Source organism: Klebsiella sp. CN_Kp073, assembly GCF_040065495.2.
GTDB lineage: Bacteria > Pseudomonadota > Gammaproteobacteria > Enterobacterales > Enterobacteriaceae > Klebsiella > Klebsiella aerogenes.
The window spans coordinates 2,064,813-2,085,200 of sequence record NZ_CM198051.1 but is presented as its reverse complement, the minus strand read 5'-3'; the positions used below and the strand labels follow the sequence as shown (position 1 = coordinate 2,085,200).

Annotated in this window: 12 protein-coding genes; 2 read left to right on the top strand and 10 right to left on the bottom strand. The window is 58.5% G+C overall.

Annotated features, from left to right (window positions below):
- From ABLV66_RS10025 to ABLV66_RS10010, 4 genes are read right to left on the bottom strand one after another with little or no spacing between them, the layout of a single operon-like run.
- Window positions 1-4,107, bottom strand: coding sequence for an RHS repeat-associated core domain-containing protein (locus tag ABLV66_RS10025; RefSeq protein WP_348876457.1), 4,107 nt, complete (start codon window positions 4,105-4,107; stop codon window positions 1-3).
- Window positions 4,108-4,117: 10 nt separating this feature from the next.
- Window positions 4,118-4,246, bottom strand: a complete 129-nt coding sequence (locus ABLV66_RS10020; protein WP_015366119.1) for a hypothetical protein — start codon at window positions 4,244-4,246, stop codon at window positions 4,118-4,120.
- Entirely contained in the window at window positions 4,243-5,796 is a 1,554-nt protein-coding gene (locus tag ABLV66_RS10015) for a hypothetical protein (RefSeq protein WP_320482671.1), read from the bottom strand. The genes ABLV66_RS10020 and ABLV66_RS10015 overlap by 4 nt, the downstream gene beginning before the upstream one ends.
- Before the next feature lie 12 nt (window positions 5,797-5,808).
- Window positions 5,809-8,025 (bottom strand): type VI secretion system Vgr family protein, encoded by a 2,217-nt coding sequence (locus tag ABLV66_RS10010; protein WP_320482670.1) that lies wholly within the window; start codon window positions 8,023-8,025, stop codon window positions 5,809-5,811.
- Between the two features lie 652 nt (window positions 8,026-8,677).
- On the opposite strand from ABLV66_RS10010, the gene ABLV66_RS10005 reads away from it, so the two are divergent.
- Both ABLV66_RS10005 and ABLV66_RS10000 read left to right on the top strand, forming a co-directional pair.
- Window positions 8,678-9,097: a translesion error-prone DNA polymerase V autoproteolytic subunit gene (locus ABLV66_RS10005; RefSeq protein WP_015705808.1), complete on the top strand. Its 420-nt coding sequence runs from the start codon at window positions 8,678-8,680 to the stop codon at window positions 9,095-9,097.
- 2 nt (window positions 9,098-9,099) lie between these two features.
- Window positions 9,100-10,365, top strand: a complete 1,266-nt coding sequence (locus tag ABLV66_RS10000; protein ID WP_045398194.1) for a Y-family DNA polymerase — start codon at window positions 9,100-9,102, stop codon at window positions 10,363-10,365.
- Window positions 10,366-10,459: 94 nt separating this feature from the next.
- On the opposite strand, the gene tssJ is transcribed toward ABLV66_RS10000, so the two are convergent.
- The 6 genes from tssJ to tli1a all read right to left on the bottom strand — a co-directional run bounded on the left by tssJ (window position 10,460) and on the right by tli1a (window position 20,326).
- Window positions 10,460-10,999 carry a type VI secretion system lipoprotein TssJ gene (gene tssJ, locus ABLV66_RS09995; protein ID WP_348876458.1) on the bottom strand — a complete coding sequence of 180 codons (540 nt, stop codon included), beginning with the start codon at window positions 10,997-10,999 and terminating at the stop codon, window positions 10,460-10,462.
- Window positions 10,977-12,062 (bottom strand): type VI secretion system baseplate subunit TssG, encoded by a 1,086-nt coding sequence (gene tssG, locus ABLV66_RS09990; protein ID WP_315710886.1) that lies wholly within the window; start codon window positions 12,060-12,062, stop codon window positions 10,977-10,979. Before tssG ends, tssJ begins: the two co-directional genes overlap by 23 nt.
- Entirely contained in the window at window positions 12,026-13,786 is a 1,761-nt protein-coding gene (tssF, locus tag ABLV66_RS09985) for a type VI secretion system baseplate subunit TssF (RefSeq protein WP_348876459.1), read from the bottom strand. The genes tssG and tssF overlap by 37 nt, the downstream gene beginning before the upstream one ends.
- Before the next feature lie 72 nt (window positions 13,787-13,858).
- On the bottom strand, window positions 13,859-17,242 hold the full coding sequence (locus ABLV66_RS09980; RefSeq protein WP_348876460.1) for an ImcF-related family protein: 3,384 nt from the start codon (window positions 17,240-17,242) through the stop codon (window positions 13,859-13,861).
- 97 nt (window positions 17,243-17,339) lie between these two features.
- Window positions 17,340-19,781: a Tle1 family T6SS lipase effector gene (locus ABLV66_RS09975; RefSeq protein ID WP_512174048.1), complete on the bottom strand. Its 2,442-nt coding sequence runs from the start codon at window positions 19,779-19,781 to the stop codon at window positions 17,340-17,342.
- The gene (gene tli1a, locus ABLV66_RS09970) at window positions 19,754-20,326 is read right to left on the bottom strand and encodes a Tli1a family immunity protein (RefSeq protein WP_348876404.1); all 573 of its coding nucleotides are present in this window, start codon (window positions 20,324-20,326) and stop codon (window positions 19,754-19,756) included. The genes ABLV66_RS09975 and tli1a overlap by 28 nt, the downstream gene beginning before the upstream one ends.
- Window positions 20,327-20,388: the final 62 nt, after the last annotated feature.

Below are 20,388 nucleotides of genomic sequence, written 5' to 3'. Positions count from 1 at the left end.
TTACATCCCACCATTTACTAATACACCGTCGACATAAACAGGAGAGTCCTTTATTAGATCATAATTTTCAAAACCACCATGACCTATACGTCCATATACGATATCCTCACCTTCACTATTAGTCCTATAAACCTTCCAGTAATCATTTCCATGAATATTTTGTTGTTTTGCGTTACCACCAGGATGATAATCTAATTTATATGTTGTACCAGATTTTGTCGTTTTCACATAATGTATATGTTGAATAGCCTCAGGCCTACCAGCTTGTGGATAGATCTTCGTCCAACCTTTAGATGTTAAAAGGGAGTCTATTTCAGCCGGAGTTTTACCTGTTAATTTATTTACCCACCTTTGGGTTATATTGTCCTTTTCCGCGAAGCCACATTTTAGTCCCAGCGGATCGATCCAGCTTAATGGGTTCGGCGCATACTGATAAACATTCAGCCCACCGGCTAATCCAATCGGATCCTGACTAATAAATCCCGCAATTTCAGGATCATAGTAACGATGTCGATTATAGTGCAGCCCCGTTTCAGCGTCAAAATACTGTCCCTGGAAACGCAGCGGGTTGCTGATACGATCGGCGTAGATCTCCCCTTTTTCTCCCCATACGCCCGTCTTCTCTGACCACACTATCTCGCCCTGTAATGACGTCAGGCGGACCGGCGCGCCGTTCGGGTCACAATGATAGTGCCAGCTCTCCTTCCTGCCCGCTTCCTGCGTCAGCAGCGCCAGCGGCTGAAAACTTCCCGGATAGTACACGTACTCGCGCATACTGCTGAACAGCGCGGCCTGCGCTTTCTGCCGCTGCAGCCGGCTGCCGGTATCAAAAATGTTCTGTGCCGCCAGCGGTTCGCGGGTGATAGTGACCGTTTCCCCCGCCAGCGCGTCGCCCTGCCAGTAGAACCAGCGCGTCTCTTCCGCCGTCTGCTTGAACACCCGGCGCCCCAGCCCGTCGTAACCGTAGCGCACCAGCCGCTCGCCCTTGCGCACCGCCACCAGCTGGCGGTTATCGTCCCAGCTAAAATCCTCTTTCTCGCCGTTATGCCGGACATCGCGCCGCTGTCGCAGCTCGCCCGCGCGATCGAATACATAACGCACCCCGCGCTGCTGCCCCTCGCGGAACCAGCCTCCGGCGCTCTCATTCACCGCCCGGGTCTGCGTCTGCAGGTGGCTGCCTGCCGCATCCTGCACAAACTGCCGCAGCGTACCGTCCGGCGCGGTATGGGCCGTCAAGCGCCCCACCGGATCGTAAGCGTAACGATCGCTGCCCCACAGGCTGTCATCGCGCCGGGTCAGGTTACCCAGCCTATCCCAGCTGAAGCCGCTGGTGAACAGCGGTAAATCATTCTGCAACACCTGCTGCGACGTCAGCTGGCCGAGCCGGTCGTAGGTGAAATGACGCGTCACTTCAGCCGACAGCTGCTCGCTGACCCGCCGCCCGGCCTCATCGTAACCCAGCACGATCGGCGCATCGTCATTCAGCTGGATCTGGCTCAACCGGTCATACTCATCCATGGCGTAACGCACCTGATGACCGCTGTCGCTGCGCCGGGAGACCAGCAGGCCGCGCTCGTTATAGCCATAATGCAGCTGAAAACCGTCCTGCTCCTCCAGCAGCACCCGCCCGGCGTCATCATAGCGCCACGCCAGCCGCCGCCACGGATTCTCACACAGCACCATCCGCCCGCAGGGATCGTAATGATACTTCGCCTGCAGGGTATCGCCGCTGCGCCGCTCGCTTAGCCGCCCGCCGCGGTCGTAACCGTAACGCACCAGCCGCCCCAGCGGATCCTCACGGCCGATCAGCCGGTTGCCTTTATCCCAGCCATAACGGGTTACCTGTCCCCAGAAATCGGTCTCCGCGGCGATGCGCCCCAGCGCGTCGCGGTCCAGTTGCCAGCGCTGACCGTTCTGGTTGATCACCGCCAGCAGGCGATCTTCCAGGTCGTACTGATAGCCAAGCGTCGCGCCATCCGGCGTCTCGCAGGCGGCCAGCATTCCTGTGCGGTTATAACGAAAACGGGTTATCTGGCCGGCTTCATCGGTGAAGTGAAGCGGTGAATCTTCCCGGTCGTAAGCGACGCGAATTTCGCCACCCTGCGGATTGACCATCGCCACCAGCCTATCCTTGCTGTCCCAGTGGAAACGGCTGCTGCCACCACTAGCGTCAATACGCTCCAGCAGCGTACCGCGCGCGGAATGCCGCAGTTGAGTGGTTCCCGCGCCGGCCTGGCTCAGCGCCTGCAAAAAACCAAACCGATCATAGCGATAACGACTCTGCCCGGAACCCGGCACGTCCGCCGCGCTCAGTTGTCCGTACTCATCATACTGATAGCGCGTGGTGACGCCGGTAGGGTCCGTTCCCGCCAGCAGGTTGCCGCGTTCGTCATAGTCCGAACGCCAGCACGCGCCTTTCTCATCAATCAGCGTCAGCAGATCGCCGTCTTCATTGTAGGCCGCCTGAATCTGGCTACCGTCCGGCAGATGTTCGGCGATCATTCGCCCCTGTTCATCATACTCCCAGCGACGCGCGCTGCCGTCCGGCTCAATGAGTTCGACGGTACGGCCAAAATCATCGTAGTGGAAGACGGTATTGCCGCCGATCGGATCGACCTCCGAAACCGGCAGGCCGTTATCATCAAAGCTGACAGACGTTACATGGCCGTTGGAATCGGTGATTTCCACTTCGTTGAGCAAGTCGTGCCAGGCGAAATGGTAATCCCATACGCCGCCGTCGCCCCAGGCGTGGACCACCTGCCACTCGTCATTGAACTGGTAGTGGAAGCCCTGGCCGTTACGGTCGACATGGCTGGTCATATGACGCTGTTGATAGTAGAAGCGCCGCGGATGCGAAAGCGCATCGATCTCCGCGCTCAACTGATTATCGCTATCGTATTCATAGCGGGTCAACGGCGTGATCTCGTCATCCAGCGCGTTGCGCAGGCGTAGCGCCCGCAGGCGGCCATCCTGCCAGGTGACGAGGATCTCTCTGCCGCTCATGCCGCGCGTGCTGAACTCGCGGATGCGCTCAAGCTCGCGCCCCTGCCAGTCGAACTGCCAGCCATTACCGTTACGGTCCGCCAGCCGGTAAATCGCCAGCGGCCCGCGCTTACCGCGAAACTGCAGCCGCGCGCTCCCTTCCTGCTCAACATGCCAGAAGCATTCGCCATTGCGGGTTTCCCGCCACAGGCGGCTACCGTCCGGCAGGCCGACAATACCCTGATCGCGGCCGTTGGACTGTGGCAGCGCCGCAAACAGCGTCATCCCTTCAGGCTGGGTCAACACCGCGACGCCTTCATCGGCCAGTATTTCAAGGCGGGTGTCCGCCGGGGTTGACCAGCCGTAACCGCACAGCCCTTCTTCATCGAGATCCGCCGACGAGTAGCTTCGCGTCCACGCCAGCGGCAGGCGGCCGGGTAACAAAAAATCCTCATGTTCCAGGCTCACGCTACCGTCGCGGATATCAACCGGTTCGGCGCGTAGCACCCGGCATTTCAGGACGCCGGGATCCATGTTGCGAAACAGCTTCTGGCGCAGCTTTTTAAACCGCCGCATAAACAGCCGCCACTGCGGCGTTTTTTTAACTTTCTTCAACCCCTTGCCCAACCCGCTTAACCCGGCGCGCATCAGCAGCGCCATCAGGTTGATGGTTGGCGGCCCGCCGACAATCACATTGTTGGGAATCGCGAGGTTAAACGTCAGCGGCAGCGTTAGCGAGAGCGGCTTTGGTTTGCTCAGCCGCTTCAGGCGGAACGGCGGCACCATCCCGAGGATGTTACAGCTCAGCACCGGCATGCCGATTCGGGAAAACGGCTCACCGTCGACGGCGACGGTTTTACTGCCCATAAACAGCTCGTCTTCCATCTGCGGGCCGCCGGGCGCGCGCAGCGGCGGTACCCACACGCCGCCGACCGGAATATGCACCGCAATACCGCCGGTCCCCGCGCTGGCGCGTTTGATGCCGTTGACGTGTACGGTAGTGCCCAGCAGCGGCAGATAATCAAACACGTCGAAAACGATGCCAATATGCGGCGTCGGCAGCGGCCAGGGATAAGTATGGATATCCAGGCCAAGCTGCGGGTCGAAGTGAGCGCCGGAGTGCATCAGACGCGCCTCAGAACATGGCGCGCAGCAGCGCGCGCAGGAAGGTGCGCACTTCGGTGGCGAAACCGCCGTCCGAGAGGCTTAAAAACAGGATTGCCAGTAGCGTCACAGCAACAATAATAATAATCCGGGTCTTCATAGCGGGTTGCTCCCTGCAGTTTCAGTGGATGATGCATCGGTATTTCCCCAGGCAGGCAGGCTTTGCCATTCACCCGGCGGGGCATCAAAGGGGTGGGCGATCTCCGGCAGGCCGTTCCAGTGCGGATGCAGCGTCTCCCGCGCCAGGCGGATCACGCGACGAAAGCTGTCATCGCCGCCGCGGATCAGTTTTTCCCGCGCTTCGCGGATCAGCGCGAACGCGGCTTCCAGCTGTAGCTGTAACTGCCGGTCCACGCGTTTTACCTGTTCGACGACGGGTTCCCGCGGCAAGCGGTCTTCCGCCTGCTGGATTAAGCGCTGTTTTTCGCTTTGCCAGCGCGTCGCGCAGGCTTCAAGCGCCTCGGTTCGCCGTTTATCATGGATGCGCAGCAGATCCTGAAATGCCAGCGGCAGCGTGGTCTGGGCGCGCTCTTGCCGTGGGATCGGCTCCGCCGCCTGGATGGCGTGGGCATACTCCTCCATCGCTTTTGCCCGATGCCCGGCGAGGTTGAGACAAAAACCGGACATCCGCCAGCCTTCTACGGCAAATACCGGATGTGGAATGGCTTGCGCTTCACCCGCCGCCCGGCGATAGCCTTTCGCCGCCTGGAGATACTCTTTGCGCGCGAACCAGGCGCCGGCCTCGCCAAAAGTGCTTTGGGTACGCAGTTGTCCTTTAAGCGCCGGATCGGCAATTTCGCCGCTGATGTTTTGCGCCTGCCGGTAGTGTTCGACGGCCCGTTGATGATCGTTACCTTTCAACCAACCGCCGGCGATCAGATTATGCATCATCGCCTGCTGGTCGGCCCAACCGCAGCGCTGGGCGACGCCGAGCGCCATGCCGCCGCGCGCGGCCACCTGCGCGGCGCTGCCTTTTTCCAGCAGCAGCATGGCGTCAGCCAGATAGCGGCGAAACAGCAGGCGATCGGGATTCGGATCGCTCTGCCCGCGCGCGGTTTGGTGCATCACTTTCATACTGTCGACATCATCGGTCAGCAGCCGTACCCTGCGCGGATGCGCCTCATACAGCGGCTGCCAGATCGGTTGCTCAAGGGTGTCGATCAGTAACAGTCTGGCGTTGCACGCCTCCTGCGCCAGCCAGCCGTTCAACCAGCGGTTCAACGCCTTTTCATCGCTGACGGCGGAGGGTTTCAGCACCAACACCAGATAACGTAAATCGTCATGAAATGTCGTCGCAAAATCCTGCAGCAGCTGCCGCAACTGCGCCGGGCTATAGGTCGGAAGAAAGCGTTCGGCATCCCATATGGCGGCATCCGGCGTCGCTTCGTAATGTTCCACAAACTCGCGCCCGAGCGCGTCGCTGTAGCCATAGCTGGTCTCAAACGGCGTGGTTAGCCCCAGCAGCAGATCCGGCAGCGAGCGCCCTTCGGGGTGCTGCTGCAGCGCGATAAAACCATCAAGCAGCGACTCGCCGCCGGCAGGCACCCGCCAGATAAATAAGCGGATCTGCTCCGCCTGCTCGCTGGCGTCCAGCCAGCTAAGCTCAAGCTCGCTCATCACTTTTTCGGTCGGATTCTTCGCCGCGTTCATTCCTTTTCCCTGTCAGGCATTGAGCTCAATCTTCTTACCATTCACCATCACGCCGGCAGCGTTAATGGTGATCGTCGACCCGCCAGCGGTAATCTCCACGCTGCCGTTGCTTATCAGAATGCCGCTTTCACCCACGTTGATATGTACGGTATCGGTAGCGCTGTCGGTTACGCTCCCTTGCGTAAAGCGGGTATCACCGCCGGTGATGCTCAGGGTACGCCCGGCGCCGATCGTCACCTCTTGCTTGCTGGCAATGGTCTGCGTTTGCTTACCGGTCACGGAAATATCGTGATTGCCGGTCACTCCCAGCGTCTGATTGCCGGTGACCTGCACGTTACGGTTCTGCTGGACGCTGACGCTTTCGTTACCCTGCACCTGACGGGTGCGATCCTGTACGACCGTCAGAGACTGCTTGCCTTCGACGGTCGCGGTATGGTTGCTTTTCACCGTGGTGGTATGGTTGCCGCTAATAGTTTCATCGCGGTTCTGCTCAACGCTTAGGGTCTCATTCCCCTTCACGCTCTCGGTACGGTTCTGCTCAACGGTGGTGGTTTCATTACCATTGATGGTTTTGCTGCGATCTTTGCCGACGGTAACGCTTTCATTGCCATCCACCGTGCGGGTTCGATTCTGTTTGATATGGCTGGTTTCGTCTTTGCCGACGGTTTTGGTGCGGTTATTGCCGACATCATGGGTCTCGTCGTTTTCGACTTCAGTATCCATGTTGCGCTCGGCGTGCAGCCAGAGCTGCTCTTCGCCGGGTTTATCTTCAAAACGCAGGGCGTTGGCGTTGTCCGGCGAACCATCCTTTGAGCGGCTCATAAAGCCCATTTGCGTGGCTGCCGCCGGTAGCGCCCACGGCGGCATACTGGCTTCGTTATAGACGCGGCCAATGACAATCGGCCGGTCCGGCTCGCCGTTAATAAAGTCCACCACCACTTCATCACCGACGCGTGGGATCTGCACACCGCCGTAACCCTGGCCGGCCCAGGCGCTGGAAACGCGCACCCAACAGGAGCTATTTTCATCGCCCTGGCTTTCGCGGTCCCAGTGGAATTTCACCTTAATCCGGCCATATTTATCGGTCCAGATCGATTCTCCTTTCGGCCCTACCACGCGAGCGGTTTGCGGCCCGTAGGTGCGCGGCCAGTCGGTTTTTGAAGCGGGGACAAATGGCGTTGCGGCGGGAATGACGGTGAACGCGATGCGGTGCTGCGCGGTATTTCCACCGCCGGAGGCATACTGATTCTCTTCAAAATCATAGCGGGCGCCCACCACCAGCCATTTAGCGTTATCAGCCATATTGGGCGCATGCGTCAGCGTAAACGTGTGTCCCGGGACGATACCGGTCGCGGTGGCGATACCCTGCGTTTGCTGCTGTTCGGCCTGCCAGGACTGCTGACGAATGCGGGCGTAGGCTTCGCCGTCGCCGTGCTCCATAAAGCGCCCCGGCCAGTCGTAAACGTCGATTTTGCCCGGCGTCGGCGAGACCGGGTTCTGCAGCGTTTGCAGCATCCAGGCGTGGGGCTTGCGAAAATCATAGTCATCGGTGCTGTAAAGCCCCGGCGTGACGACGTGGCTCGCCATCAGCTGGCTGATGCCCTCTTCGCCGACCGCGCCGCCGCCCGGCTGCGCATGCCAGGGAATAGTTTCATAACCGGGGAAGGATTCAGCCTGCTGATAGTCATCCATCAGCACCAGGGTATGGCCGTCTTTATCGTGGCGGAACAGATAGCTAATACCTTCCAGCTCCAGCAAACGGCTGATGAAATGGAAGCTGCTTTCCGCGTACTGCACGCAATAATCCCACTGCCGGTAGCTACGCGTAAGTTTGTCCTCAAACTTAACGTTATGCTCGCTAAACAGTTTGGCCACGATATCCGGCACCCGCTGCTGCTGGAAAATACGGAAGTTGCGGTCGCGCATCATCGGCCAAAAATCGGGTTCCAGCGTGGTCTGATAGACGGCGTAGCGCGTCTCGCCAAGATCTTCGGCGCGCACGGTAACGGCGGTGATTTTGCCGGAAAGATAACGCTCCTGCCCCCATTGGCCGGGGACCGCCACCGTCATGTTTTTGCCAAGCATGGCCTGACGGTCGATAGCAAAATCCTGGCTGAGTAAATCGACCTGAAAGTGGAAAGGTTCGGACAGTTTCTCCTGCCCGCTGAATTTCCAGAATAATAACGAGGAGCTGTCGACAGATGACAGGATCGATATCCGATTAACCATATGGATTCCTTTATGGTACAGGCAGCCGCGGGGCAAATTCCTTAAGATTGATAAATTATCCTGAATATTTATCAGAAGTCATCTCTCTGCCCGATAATTCCCCCAGGAATACTCTTAATTATTCAACTCTGTGCTTTTGTTCATCTTTATATCGTCATTATTAGTAGTGGAGCTTTCTTAACAGGCGTTAATTAGTGGTTTGACTTATTAGCAACGGTAATGAGGTAAGTCTGAAAATAGCCTCCTGGCGCGAAGAAATATGTTTAAACCTGCGCGGACGCTTTAAAATAACCGCGGCTGCGAACTGCCATCACAGCCATTTGCTCACCGGCCAGCTCTTGCATACGGTCGGCCGGTGAGCAATCCCTGCGCGTTAATCGCGCAGACATCCCGGTCTCGTTAATATCAGATCCTTTACCTCAGTCATATTCAGATTCTTTTTACATAAAATCGTCGCGCTATTTTCGCCAGCTAAACGGCGAAGTCGTTAATATTAGCGATGAGGTAATCTATTGTTTATCAACCGGCTTCAGACATAAAACCCCCGCCAGCCGGGCGCTGGCGCAGGTTTTGATAAGGTACGCCCCTCTTGATCTCTGCCACCGATCTACAATACTGTATATGCATACAGTAAAAATAATCGGTGATCATCATGCAGTTTTTCACACTAACCGAACTACGCCAGATCGTGGCATTACCGCTGTTCAGCGACCTTGTTCCCTGCGGTTTTCCTAGCCCCGCGCAGGATTATGTTGAGCGGCGTATCGACCTGAATGAACTGCTGATTCAGCATCCAGGCGCCACCTACTTTGTGAAATCAAGCGGTGACTCAATGATTGGCGCTGGCATTGGCGATGGTGATTTACTGGTGGTGGATAGCTCCCGCAAGGCCGTCCATGGCAGCATCGTTATTGCCGCAGTGGATGGAGAATTCACGGTTAAGCGCCTCCAGTTACATCCTGTTGTCATGCTCAAACCTGATAATCCCGCCTACCAGCCGATTATGCCAGGCAGTGAAGAGTGTCTGGAAATTTTTGGCGTGGTGACCTACATCGTGAAATCGGCGGGCTGATCGTGTTTGCCCTGTGTGATGTGAACTCGTTCTATGCTTCCTGTGAAACCGTCTTTCGCCCGGACTTACGCGGCCGCCCGGTGGTCGTTTTGTCCAATAATGACGGTTGTGTGATTTCACGTTCTGCGGAAGCCAAACCGTTTGTGAAAATGGGTGAACCGTACTTTAAACAAAAAGATATCTTCAGACATCATGGCGTGGTTTGCTTTAGTAGCAACTATGAACTCTACGCCGATATGTCCAACCGGGTAATGACGACGCTTGAAGAGATGTCGCCTCGCTGCGAAAAATACTCCATTGATGAAGTTTTTTGCGATCTTACCGGCGTGCGTAACTGCCGCGTTCTTACCGAGTTTGGACATGAGCTCAGAGCCACGGTACGGCAACGCACGCACCTGACGGTAGGCGTCGGTATAGCCCAGACAAAAACGCTGGCTAAACTGGCGAATCATGCGGCAAAACGCTGGCAACAGCAGACAGGAGGCGTGGTTGACCTGTCGAATGCGGAGCGGCAAAGAAAATTGATGGCGGCGCTACCGGTGGAAGAGGTTTGGGGAGTGGGTCGACGCATTGCGAAGAGGCTTGAAGCGATGGGGATCCGGACAGTATTGCAGTTGGCTGACACGGATATCCGATTTATCAGAAAACACTTTAATGTCGTACTGGAAAGAACCGTCCGTGAATTACGCGGCGAGCCCTGCCTCGAGCTGGAAGAGTTTGCCCCGGTAAAGCAAGAGATCGTCTGCTCCCGTTCGTTCGGCCATCGCATCACCGAGTACGAAGAAATGCGCCAGGCCATCTGTAGTTACGCCTCCCGGGCAGCAGAGAAACTTCGTCAGGAACATCAATACTGCCGGTTTATCTCCGTCTTTGTAAAAACCTCACCCTTCGCGCCTGACGAACGGTATTACGCCAATAATGCCTCGGTGGCCCTGCTTACCCCAACGCAGGACAGCAGGGATATTATCGCCGCCGCGACGCGTTGTCTGGATGCCATCTGGCAAAGTGGCTGCCGGTATCAGAAGGCCGGGGTAATGCTGGGCGATTTTTATAGCCAGGGCGTCGCGCAACTTAATCTGTTTGACGAAAATGCGCCGCGAAAAAACAGCCAAAAATTGATGGAGGTGCTGGACCGCCTGAATGCAGAAGACGGACGTGGGACGCTTTACTTCGCCGGCCAGGGTATCCAGCAACCGTGGCAGATGAAGCGGGAAATGCTCTCCCCGCGATACACCACCCGATATAGCGATCTGCCCACGGTTAAATGATTCCCCAACAGGCCAAACCTTAAATAAAATCAGGTTTGGCCATCATGGCGTCCGTGAGGTTATTAATTGAATATAAAATTGCGCAGCGCGTTTCTCACTTGTCCTTCTGCGGTTGCAGAACAAGTTGATGATGGCTGGCCTCAATGACGCGCGCGCGGTCCGGGTCAAGATCCTCACGGGCAAGCACCAGCTTCCAGTCGTTTTTCGTCAGATCCGGCGCCCGGAACAGCGCCACCACGGCGACATACTGCGCCTGTTCATCCAGCGGCATGGTGAGACTCATCGCCGTTCCCGGTTTGAGCACCAGGCCGCGGCTGGCCAGTTGGTCGTCTTTTAAAATGTCCTCTCCTTCCGCCGCCAGCTGCTGGTAAACCGTCTTATCGAAGGTCTTGCGATCTTTCAGCACATAGACCCGCACCATCACCGGCTGGGAGGCGCTGTTATCCTCGCGGTTATCGGTGTTTAACGCATTGCGCGCGCTAAAATCCAGACGCAGCGTTTTCACCTGGCGATAAAATACTGACTTTACGGCGGATGAGGCGCCGTCGCTGATTTTCTGTGTTAGCCCGCAGCCCGCCAGCATGAACGGCAGAATAATCAGTGCGGATAGTTTAAGTGAAGTGATATGCAACACGTTGGTTTCCTTGTGATAATGGTGCAAGCGGCATGCCGCGGTAGCCGCCCAGTTCCGTGGTAAACGTGGCCGGTAAATCCGGCGGAACCGCGTCCCCCTCCATGCCCAGAACGCCGGTAATACCGAGCATAAACGGCGTTTCGCCGAGTACCGGCGCGGGTAACAGCGGCGTGGGAAGCGTTAAGGTGATTTTGGCCTTATAGCGCCAGCCGAGATAAACCCGCAGCAGAACCAGAAAGTCCGCATAGATTTGCCCTTCCGGCATCCAGCCTGCGGCCTCGGCGATATCATCGGTATACAGCGCGATCAGCAACTGGCTGGCAATCTCGGTCGTTTCATCGCCCAGCACCGTGTAGCCATCAAGCAGGAAATCGTTATCGCCGTAAAAACCCAGCGGCTGCGCCGGGTACACCGTCCGTGGGCAGTGCGGCGACGCTTCCGCCCGCGTATGGGGCGCCAACAAGCGTACCAGCGCCTGAATTCCCTCTTCGGTACGCGCGGGCAGGCGCATCACGCTGAGTAATGCCAGAAAGCGAGATACCGGCGCGGCAATATGCTGCGCGGTGCCGGGAATGCCCAGCCCGATCAGCCCCAGCAGGCTCTGCGAAGTACGGTCGCGACCGCCGTCTTCAAAGGTTGCCGGATACGAGTATTTGCGCCAGATGCGATAAAACTGGCTCAGAATGCGGTGGTTGAAAATATCGAGAAATGCTTCCTGCGCCTCATGCCCTTCTCTTTGCTGCGCAATATCATCCAGCCAGGCGGTAGGTAACGGCGAATCGACACCGTATAGCCCCATAAAGGTGGTGCGCAGCGTCGGCGGCGCGTCGGGATGCGCCTCATCATACTCCACCGCTTTGAGTTCGCTGACCGGAAAACCCATCCCCGGATGCGGGCGAAAGCGTATCGGATCATCCGCCGGGTTCAGCGTGCTGCCTAATGCCGGCGCGCCAGGTCGCGATTTTTCCAGTAGCTGACAGAAGCGGTAAAAGTTGATGCGCTGAATATCCCGCTCAAGCCGTGGGCTCAGCCGGGAATGCGGCGTTTGTGGTTCTCCTGCCATTCGAGACGCTCTCCGGTAGGTTGCAGTATCAGAATCAGACGATTAAACAGGTGGATGTCGGTATACAGGGCAAAGAAGCGGTTGAGCATCTCGCCAAACAGACAGATGTCGCCGTGCCCGGCGAAGCCGTTACCGTCGAGCGTCACTTCTATCTGCACGCCGCGTAGAAAATGCCCCTCGGCAAAACGTTCCACCTCACAGTGGCTCACATCGACGATCGCCTGCAGGCGACGGCGGTTCATTTCGTTATCCGTCCAGTCATACAACGCCAGCGCGCCGCGCAACACCTCGGCGTTATCCATCATCCACAAGAAACTACTGCCGAGATGACTCAGCACCCGCCAGTGAAAACGGTCGCGATCCGGTGGATAACACGGTAACGTCGGCGCGCTGAGATTACGCACCTGGAGGCGCGACGTCGTGGATTTGACCACCGTGTCCAGCAGCGTGCTTTGCAACGCCCGGCGCGGCAGCTGGCCGTTGGTGCCGATCAGGCTCAATGACAGGGTTTCATTCTGCGGCACGCGATGCTGGTCAAACGCCTCGCCGCCCAGCGTCAGCCAGGTATCATGTAGCCCGGACGGGCCACGTTTAACGCGCGTGTGGTAATAATATTCCGGCGCATCATGGCGCAACATGCCGCCTTTGTGGCGAAAACTGGTAAACGGCACATACGCCTGAGTGCCGGAAAGGTGAGAAGAGGTGACGGACTCCACCGAATAGATTTCGGTGTGTCCACCCTGGACGCGCATGGGGCGCAGCAGATACTCACTTTGTAGTGAGTCCAGATGCAGCGGGTCCGACTCCAGCGGGAACAGGTTAATAACCGGGGTGCAGTGTAAGCGCAGATGTTTCTCTGACAACGCGTATTCCTGCGGCCACGATTTATCCAGCACCACGTCTATCTCAAACCATCCCGGCGCATCAGGAAACGTCATATTCTCCAGCCCGCACAGCGCGACCGACATAAATTTTTCACGAAAGCTGAAATACTCCAGCAGCAACTGGTAGCCGCTGAACCCGCCGCTTTGAGGCAGCAGCGCCTCATCGTTGGCAAACCCGCAGACGGCAAAATGGGCCGCCAGCGGTCTACTATCAGTCTCCCCCGCCAGACGTATGCCGATGTGCGCCACGTTCAGGGTCAGCGCTTCATGCAGCGCGCAGGCCAGCGGCGCATCGGCATTCAGGTATAGCGGGATACGGCGCAGGTCGAGCGTGCTCCAGTCAACCAGCTCGCCACAATCAAAACGCAGACAAATCGCCTGGCGGCCATCCGCCAGCGTCCTGATACTGGCGCGGGAGAGCGCGAGCGGCTGTAAGGTTAGCGGCTGGGTCGTGGTGTAACGGCAGCGGGTGCCCGTCTCGCCGATAGGCCGGGAGATCACCTCCGTCCCCTTCTCCAGCCGCTGTGGCTCTTTCATCTCCCGCCAGTCGATGCTGAACTCCACCATCGCCAGCGACGGAATGGTACGTAGATAATGCGGCCAGATCATACTCACCAGCCCGCCGGTCAGCTCCGGCAGGTCGTCGTCGAGCTTTTCGCGCAGCCGCCCCATCAGGAAAGCAAAGCCCTCGAACAGCCGCTCAACATAGGGATCGCGGGCGCCGGCTTTATCGAGGTTTAACGCCGCGGCGCGATCGGGATGGGCGCGGGCAAACTCCTCGCCAGCCTCGCGCAGATAGCGCATTTCAGCGTCAAAATAACGCAGAGTTAAATCGTCCATGGAATATCTCAGATGTCAGAATTAGAAAACTCGCTGCTTGTAAAGCAGCGCTTGCAGAGTGAATGTCGGCCCTTATTCCTCTACGTCACCGTCGGCAAACGGTTCTGCTCGTGGGGCCTCCACGATGAAAATCTGTGTCGGCAACGTGAAGTTTCGCAGTTTCAGCAACGCCAGCGGGCCATCGCCGAGTTCCGTACGCAGTAACCACTGCAGTTGCCGGCTATCCGGCGTATTGACCGTCAGGCGAAACAGCCCATCGCCGATCTGCTGGCGCTTCATTCTCTCCAGCATACGCAGCGTGCCCCACGGGCCGCTGTCGTTCGCCAATAGCCGGGCGCCCGCCGCCGTTGAGCTCCAGGTCAGCATCGCGCCGGGTTTGTTGAACGTCCCCGGCCAGCGGAAACTTTTCCATTCGGCAAGCTGGTTAAAGTAGTGCATATTCTGGCCGTCGAGGGTGAGCTGCGTTTCAACAATACCCGGCGTCGCCACCCCCTGTAGTTCAAACCCCATCCCCTGGCTGCCGTCGGTAAACAGGATGTCGGACAAGGAACTCAGTTGATTAATCGCCTTCAGGAAGGCCGGGTTAAACGTCAGCCCCTGACTGTGCGTGCTATCGGCCACCCAGCGGCTGCCCTCGCGGTTGAGCACGCCACCCAACTGGCTGGTGAGAAACCGGTCGATCCGCCCGCTGTCGCGGCGGATAAATGCCGCCAGCATCGGTAGCGAGACATCGTTTTTACCCGCGGCAAACGGATAGCGGCCGTCAAAAGCCGAATGCCAGTTGGCGACCACAGAACGCTGCCACGCCTCGTTGAGGCTGGCCGCCGATGGCTGCAGCACCGTCTCCCAGGCCTGCGTCAGCGGCTGGACGAACATGGTCTGGCCAAAACCGCTCCACTCTTCGCCGAGGCTGGCCGCCACCAGGCTGCCGTACTCCTGGGTGTCGGTCAGGTCGACGCTTTTGCCCTGGAACACGGTCTGCGCCAGCTGCTGCATCATCGCCTGCGGGTCGGGGGCGTTTGCCACCTGCTGGAGCCGCAGGCGTACGCGAGTCAGGCGAGTCAGCCAGGTCTGTAAACTGAGGGTGCTGTCTGCGGCGACCACGCTCTGAGAGGGATTTTTGCCCATCAGCGCCAGCAGCGGCCCAAAGGTACTCTCCAGCGGGCCGCGCACGCCGCCGGCCTGCTGATCGATAAACGGCTGCTTATCCTTATCGAGTAGATGTTTAGCCGATTTCACCAGCGAATCCGCCACGCCCTCACGCTGCTGCCCGGTCTGCCCCTGCCAGGCAAGGGTATTCATCAACGCAATCAGCGGCGACTGACGAACGTCGCCCGCCAACGTCAGCTGATCGGTCACATCGGCAATATTGCGCGCCGGATTCAAGCGAATGCTATTGAGAAAACCCAGCCACGCCCCGGCGAAATCGGTGAAATAGCGCTCGGTCAGCCGCTGTTTCAACGCCTCCGGGGAGACATCGCCGCTGACGGTCTGGCGGCTATCGCTCAGCACCCAGTCGATCTCATCGCGCCTGGCCGCCACCGCCTTATCGATCGCCTCGCGCACGCCGCCTTCCCACGCCTGGCGGGTGAACATCCCCGGAACCACCTCTTCCGTGGTAAACAACCGACTGGCATTGGTCTGCGGCGTCATATCTTCCAGCGTCATGTCGGCATAGTTGCGGCGCACCTGCAGCAACATGTTCTCGTAAAGCGTGCTTTCAGCGTTGCGCCGCCCGATTTGCGCCAGCAGCACCTGACGCGCTTGCGTCACCAGCGCGGCGTCCGGGGTGATTTTCCACGCCGGCTGCGACGGCAAGTTGTCCATATAGAAGGCCCATAGATCGGGGGCGATACTCTGCCATAGCGCCGGGGCGACTCCCTGACGCGTCTGCTGCGCGGCGGTCATTGTCTGGCGGTAAAACGCCGCATCGGCTTTATCCGGACGCGCCATCATCAGATAGGCCTTTAACTGGTCATAACCCGCTTTCGCCAGCTGCGCCCGCTGCGGGCTGCGCGGCGGCAGGTTGACCAACACCGTCAGTTGCCGGGTGAGCGCTTCTGCCGCCGCGTCGCGGATCAGACGCTGGTTAGCCCGCCCATACCACGGCAGCAGCGCGGTAGAAAGCGGCTCGTTATGATTAAGACCAAAGCGCTGATACCAGGGCGCGCCGTTGGCGAGCTGATTCTGTAGACGGCCGATATCGTTGCGCAGCACCTGCAAATCGATCAACTGCTGGTCGTTAACGACGGGCTGCCGCAGCAGCTGTACCCGCTGGGTGGCGCTGACAATTTGCTGGCGGTTGACGATAAAAGAGAGCAGGCTTCCCGCCGCCCACAAGCCAAACAGCGCCAGCAGGCCGACGCCGAGGGAGCGGCGCCACGCCACCCCCACCGGCACGCCGCGCGCGCGGCCACAGTCTGCGATGATCCCCTGCCAGACGGCCGGGGCTGACCAATGGTGGGGATAGAGCCCATTGTCCGCCTCCTCTTCCGCCTTTAACGATGGGCTGAACAGCAGACCGCGGAGCGGGATCTGTTGCAGATACCCGGTAAGCCACGGCGTCAGTAGCGTCTTCCAGCCGCTGATACCGCCCTCCTTCAGCCATTTAGCGACACGCAGCAGGTAATCGTGGGACGAATCAGCGCACAACTGCTGGGTCCCCTGCGCCAGCATGGCGGGCAGAATGGCGCGAAGCTGCCGTTCAACATCCTGCGGGACGGCCCGCGGCGGGAACAACGCCCCCAGCGTCTGGGTAATGCGCGTATCCTGAGGCCAGTCGCTGTCGTGGAGTTGCCACAGATAGACCGGCGGCTGGTAGCGCAGAACCTGCGCAACCTGCTCCAGCGTACGCAAATACCCGTCCAGGTTCGCGTCGGTGGCCTGAGCGCTGTCCAGCGCCAGCACGATACCATCCAGCGGCCGGCGGCCACGCAGCCGACGCAGGACGCTGAGCCGCTCGTTATCCACCTTCGCCGACAGGCTACCGCCGTGAATTAGCACCGTACCGCGGCCCTCCAGCCATTGCTGTTGCGCAAGGCCGGGAACGATGGCGGCAATCTGCGCCGCCTCGCCAGCGACCCACAGCAGGCGGACCTTATTGCGCCACAATCGGCCGTAGCGGCGACGAAGAGTGTGCTTTAAGGACGCAAACGGCTGCGCCGGTTTTGTCTGCTGGCTAATAAAAGTCCGCGTCTGACGCTGTTGCCCATCGGCTTTTTGCCTGATAAACAGGTGGAAAGCAATAAAGCCCAGTACCCAAAGACAGAGACCAAACGCCCAGACCAGGCTGCAGACGGTCACTATCTCGCGGACCGCCGTCCACTGCAGCGTGCGGTTGGCGTGCCAGTTCCACCATCCCAGACCGCCCAGCAGGACCACAATTGTCCAGACGGCAAGACACAGGGTCGCGGTGGCCGCTACGGTCATTACCGCGGCATTTTTTTCCTTGAACATAAAATTGATGATTCCCTTAGCCACGGGCGTGCATCATCACGCCCGTATAGCGTTATTAAGGATACTTAGCGGATATAATGAATATGGCGATAACGAATTAAGGCAGCAGTATTTTAAAAGCCTCGCTTTTTATATCGCGATATATTTTACCCAGCACGCCCGATACCGTATTCAGATCTTTCATATCCGTTCTCGCCTGCACTAATATATCGCCGACATTAATATCTATAATCGCTTTTACCCGCTGGCCAAATTGTTTCACCGAATCCCACGTATCATCATCGTTATCGTAAATCGTCCGCGACGCAAAATAACCGTGGGAAAACGAGGAGTGCAGCGGATCATGATTATATTTGGCCAGCGTGTCATGCACGTAGTTATCATAAAAATCCAGCATCGTCGGCGAGCCCATCAGCGCCGCCCGCCGGGCATCGCCGCTTTTCTTGATCTGGATATATTCCGACTCCTGCGCCGCCACCAGCGGACCGCCAAGCTGGTCGGTTTGCGTGGTGGGGATCACATCCAGCAGCACCTGAGCCAGCAGCGCCACGATACCGGTATGGGCAAAGTCATAGCCCCACGCCGCGCGATCCAGACGATCCTTATCGATAAACGGCACTTCACGCGGCCCTTCGCTTTCCGCGGGCGCCGCCGCCGACGGCAGCGCGCCGGACGATTCATTCAGCGCCTGCTGATAAAAAGGCTTACGCTGATAATACTTATCGGCGTATTGCGGGCTGGCAAAGCGCTCGGTGCGCCACGCGGTGATCCAGCTCAGCTGGTCCGCCAGCATCACCTCCAGCGCTTTGGCCTTCAGCGGCACATACACCGGATCCGGCAGTTTACCCAGCGGGCCGTTCTCCGGCGGCTTCGCGGCGGCGGCGGCTTTCGCCTTATCGCTATCCGCCTTGTCGTGAGCCGCCTTCAGCGCGGCAACCGGATCCCGGCCCTGAGCCACGGCGATGGCCACCACCTCCGCCTCGTTGACGGCCGGCGTTTCGGTCTTCGCCCCCGCCTGCTGCGCCCCGGCCTGCTGCCAGGCGTTAAACAGGGCGATCGCCTGGGCGGAGATTTTGAATTGTTTTATAACGGCATTACTCATTACCCGATACTTTTTGCCTTTGGCGCCGCCGGGCAATACCTCCTCAGGTACGCTCAGCGGCGCCCCGGCGTCAAAGGCGGCGGCATACATATCGTGCAGCACAATCTTTGACAGCAGGCTGGCGGCATCGGTCTGCACTTTGCCGAGCTCCGCAGGCTTACAGTCGCCGCCGACATCGGCATGCATTCCGGGATAGACCACCTCCACCGCTCCCGCCGGGTATTTACCGTCCGGACCGCGGATGGAGTCCAGCGGCAGGTCGCCATGCTGTTCGTGGCCGGCGACAAAGTGGTAGCAGCTTTTTAAAAAACCTTTGGTGGTCGGCAGGCGCAGACTGTTAGCCGCCCAGCCCAGATGCCCGGTGGCCGACGGCAGGATATGCGGCACGCCAACCGCGGAGACCGTATCCAGCAGCCCCATAAACTCGATACTGATGGGGATGCCCAGCAGGGTCGGGCCGCCGGGCACCACCGTTCCCGCCGGCAGCATATTTGTCGCATCAAGCGGCATTTTAGCGTCATCGAGCAGCGACTCCAGCCCGCGGGCGAAGGCGCGGGCGGTGGCGGCCCCCCGGCAGTAGCCGTAGACAAAGAGCTTGATTTTGGCGATGCGCCGCTGCGAGCGCTGGATATGCAGCCGCGTTGGCTGCCGCGGCCACTGATTGACCACGCACCCCAGGTGGTCGTCGCAGAATTTGTCAAGCGCGCTTTTACGGTTAAACTTCTGGGTCAGCCGCGAGAAGGGCCAGACGGTGGCCATACTGTTCCGGTATCTGGTCAGTTCGCTGTCTTTGATCGCGGTTTTGTTCACCGCATAGCAGATGCTGCTGTAGGTTTTAAGCAGCGCCTGGTTGATACGGTCCTCACCGCCGTTGGCAAACAGCTCGCCGTCCAGCGAGTAGTGCTCTTCGCCAATCTCCGGAAAGCGCGCCCCGCAGCCGGGAAAGTAGTAACTGAAGTAGCCGTCATCTTCCGCTGGCGGTGACTGGCCACTCCAGTTTGCCGCATGGTAAAGACGGCCAATATTGGTCAGCGGCGGATTGCGGGAGCCGTACACTTCATCAGCCCCCTCTTTATTACAGCAGGTTCCGTCGAAGAACAGGCTAATATGCAGGCTGGCCGGGCAGCCCGGTTCCGTTTTTTTATCCGATTGATGATCGGACTCTTTAACATACCCCTCCAGGTACTGCCTGGCGTAGTTGCCTTCGGTCTGCGTTCTGCTCGCCGGCAGGCGCCCGCGCTCGTTGTATTCGGTTTTCTGCTGCTTGGAGTTATCCGCTGGCGCTTTCCCCTTTTTATCATCCGGCCCGGGAAAGTGTGGCGGTAAACTGGCCGCTTCTGCGGTGGACGTTTTGACAGCGACCGGGGTGGCGCCGGTCTGGAAGGCGGCAATAAGCGCCTTCAGGGCACTTAACGTGGAGTCTGCGGCGTCGGACATACAACTTCCTCCCTGATATGTTTGATAAGTATTTTCTGAGCTCTTTGCTTCCAGTCTGGCGGCGACTGGGGAACCGGATATCCCGGCTGTCCCGGCGGGATGCAGGAACGGACTATCCGCACTTTATCGCAGGGGAAAATATGCACATCAAATCCGCAGGCCTGCCCCTTCTCCCAACGTTCGATAGGGACAGTAATCGGCCCATGTTTCTGATAGTGAGTTTCATAGTCGTCCGGCATCTCACTCGATTTCATCCAGGCATTAGGATCGGAAGTCCAGGTGATTTTTGCCGTCAGTCCCGGCCGCCAGACATCTGGCACCATCACGCAACAGAAGCCGCCGCCGCCGCCGTAGGGATTAGCCCTGGGGCCCCCGTAACCGTTTACCTGCACCGAAACAATGTCATCCGGGCCGTGGTTATAGACATTTATGTCAGCGCCGCTCATGCCGTCGCGACTGTGGTCGCGACAGGCCGTCAGCAGGCAGAGCAAAACGGCGGCCAGCACCATCAGTCCGCCGGGCAAAATACGGATATGCTTTATCATTGATGTGTCCTTACAAATATAAAGTGATAACTTATTAATAAATGGCGTAATTAAATGCTTGT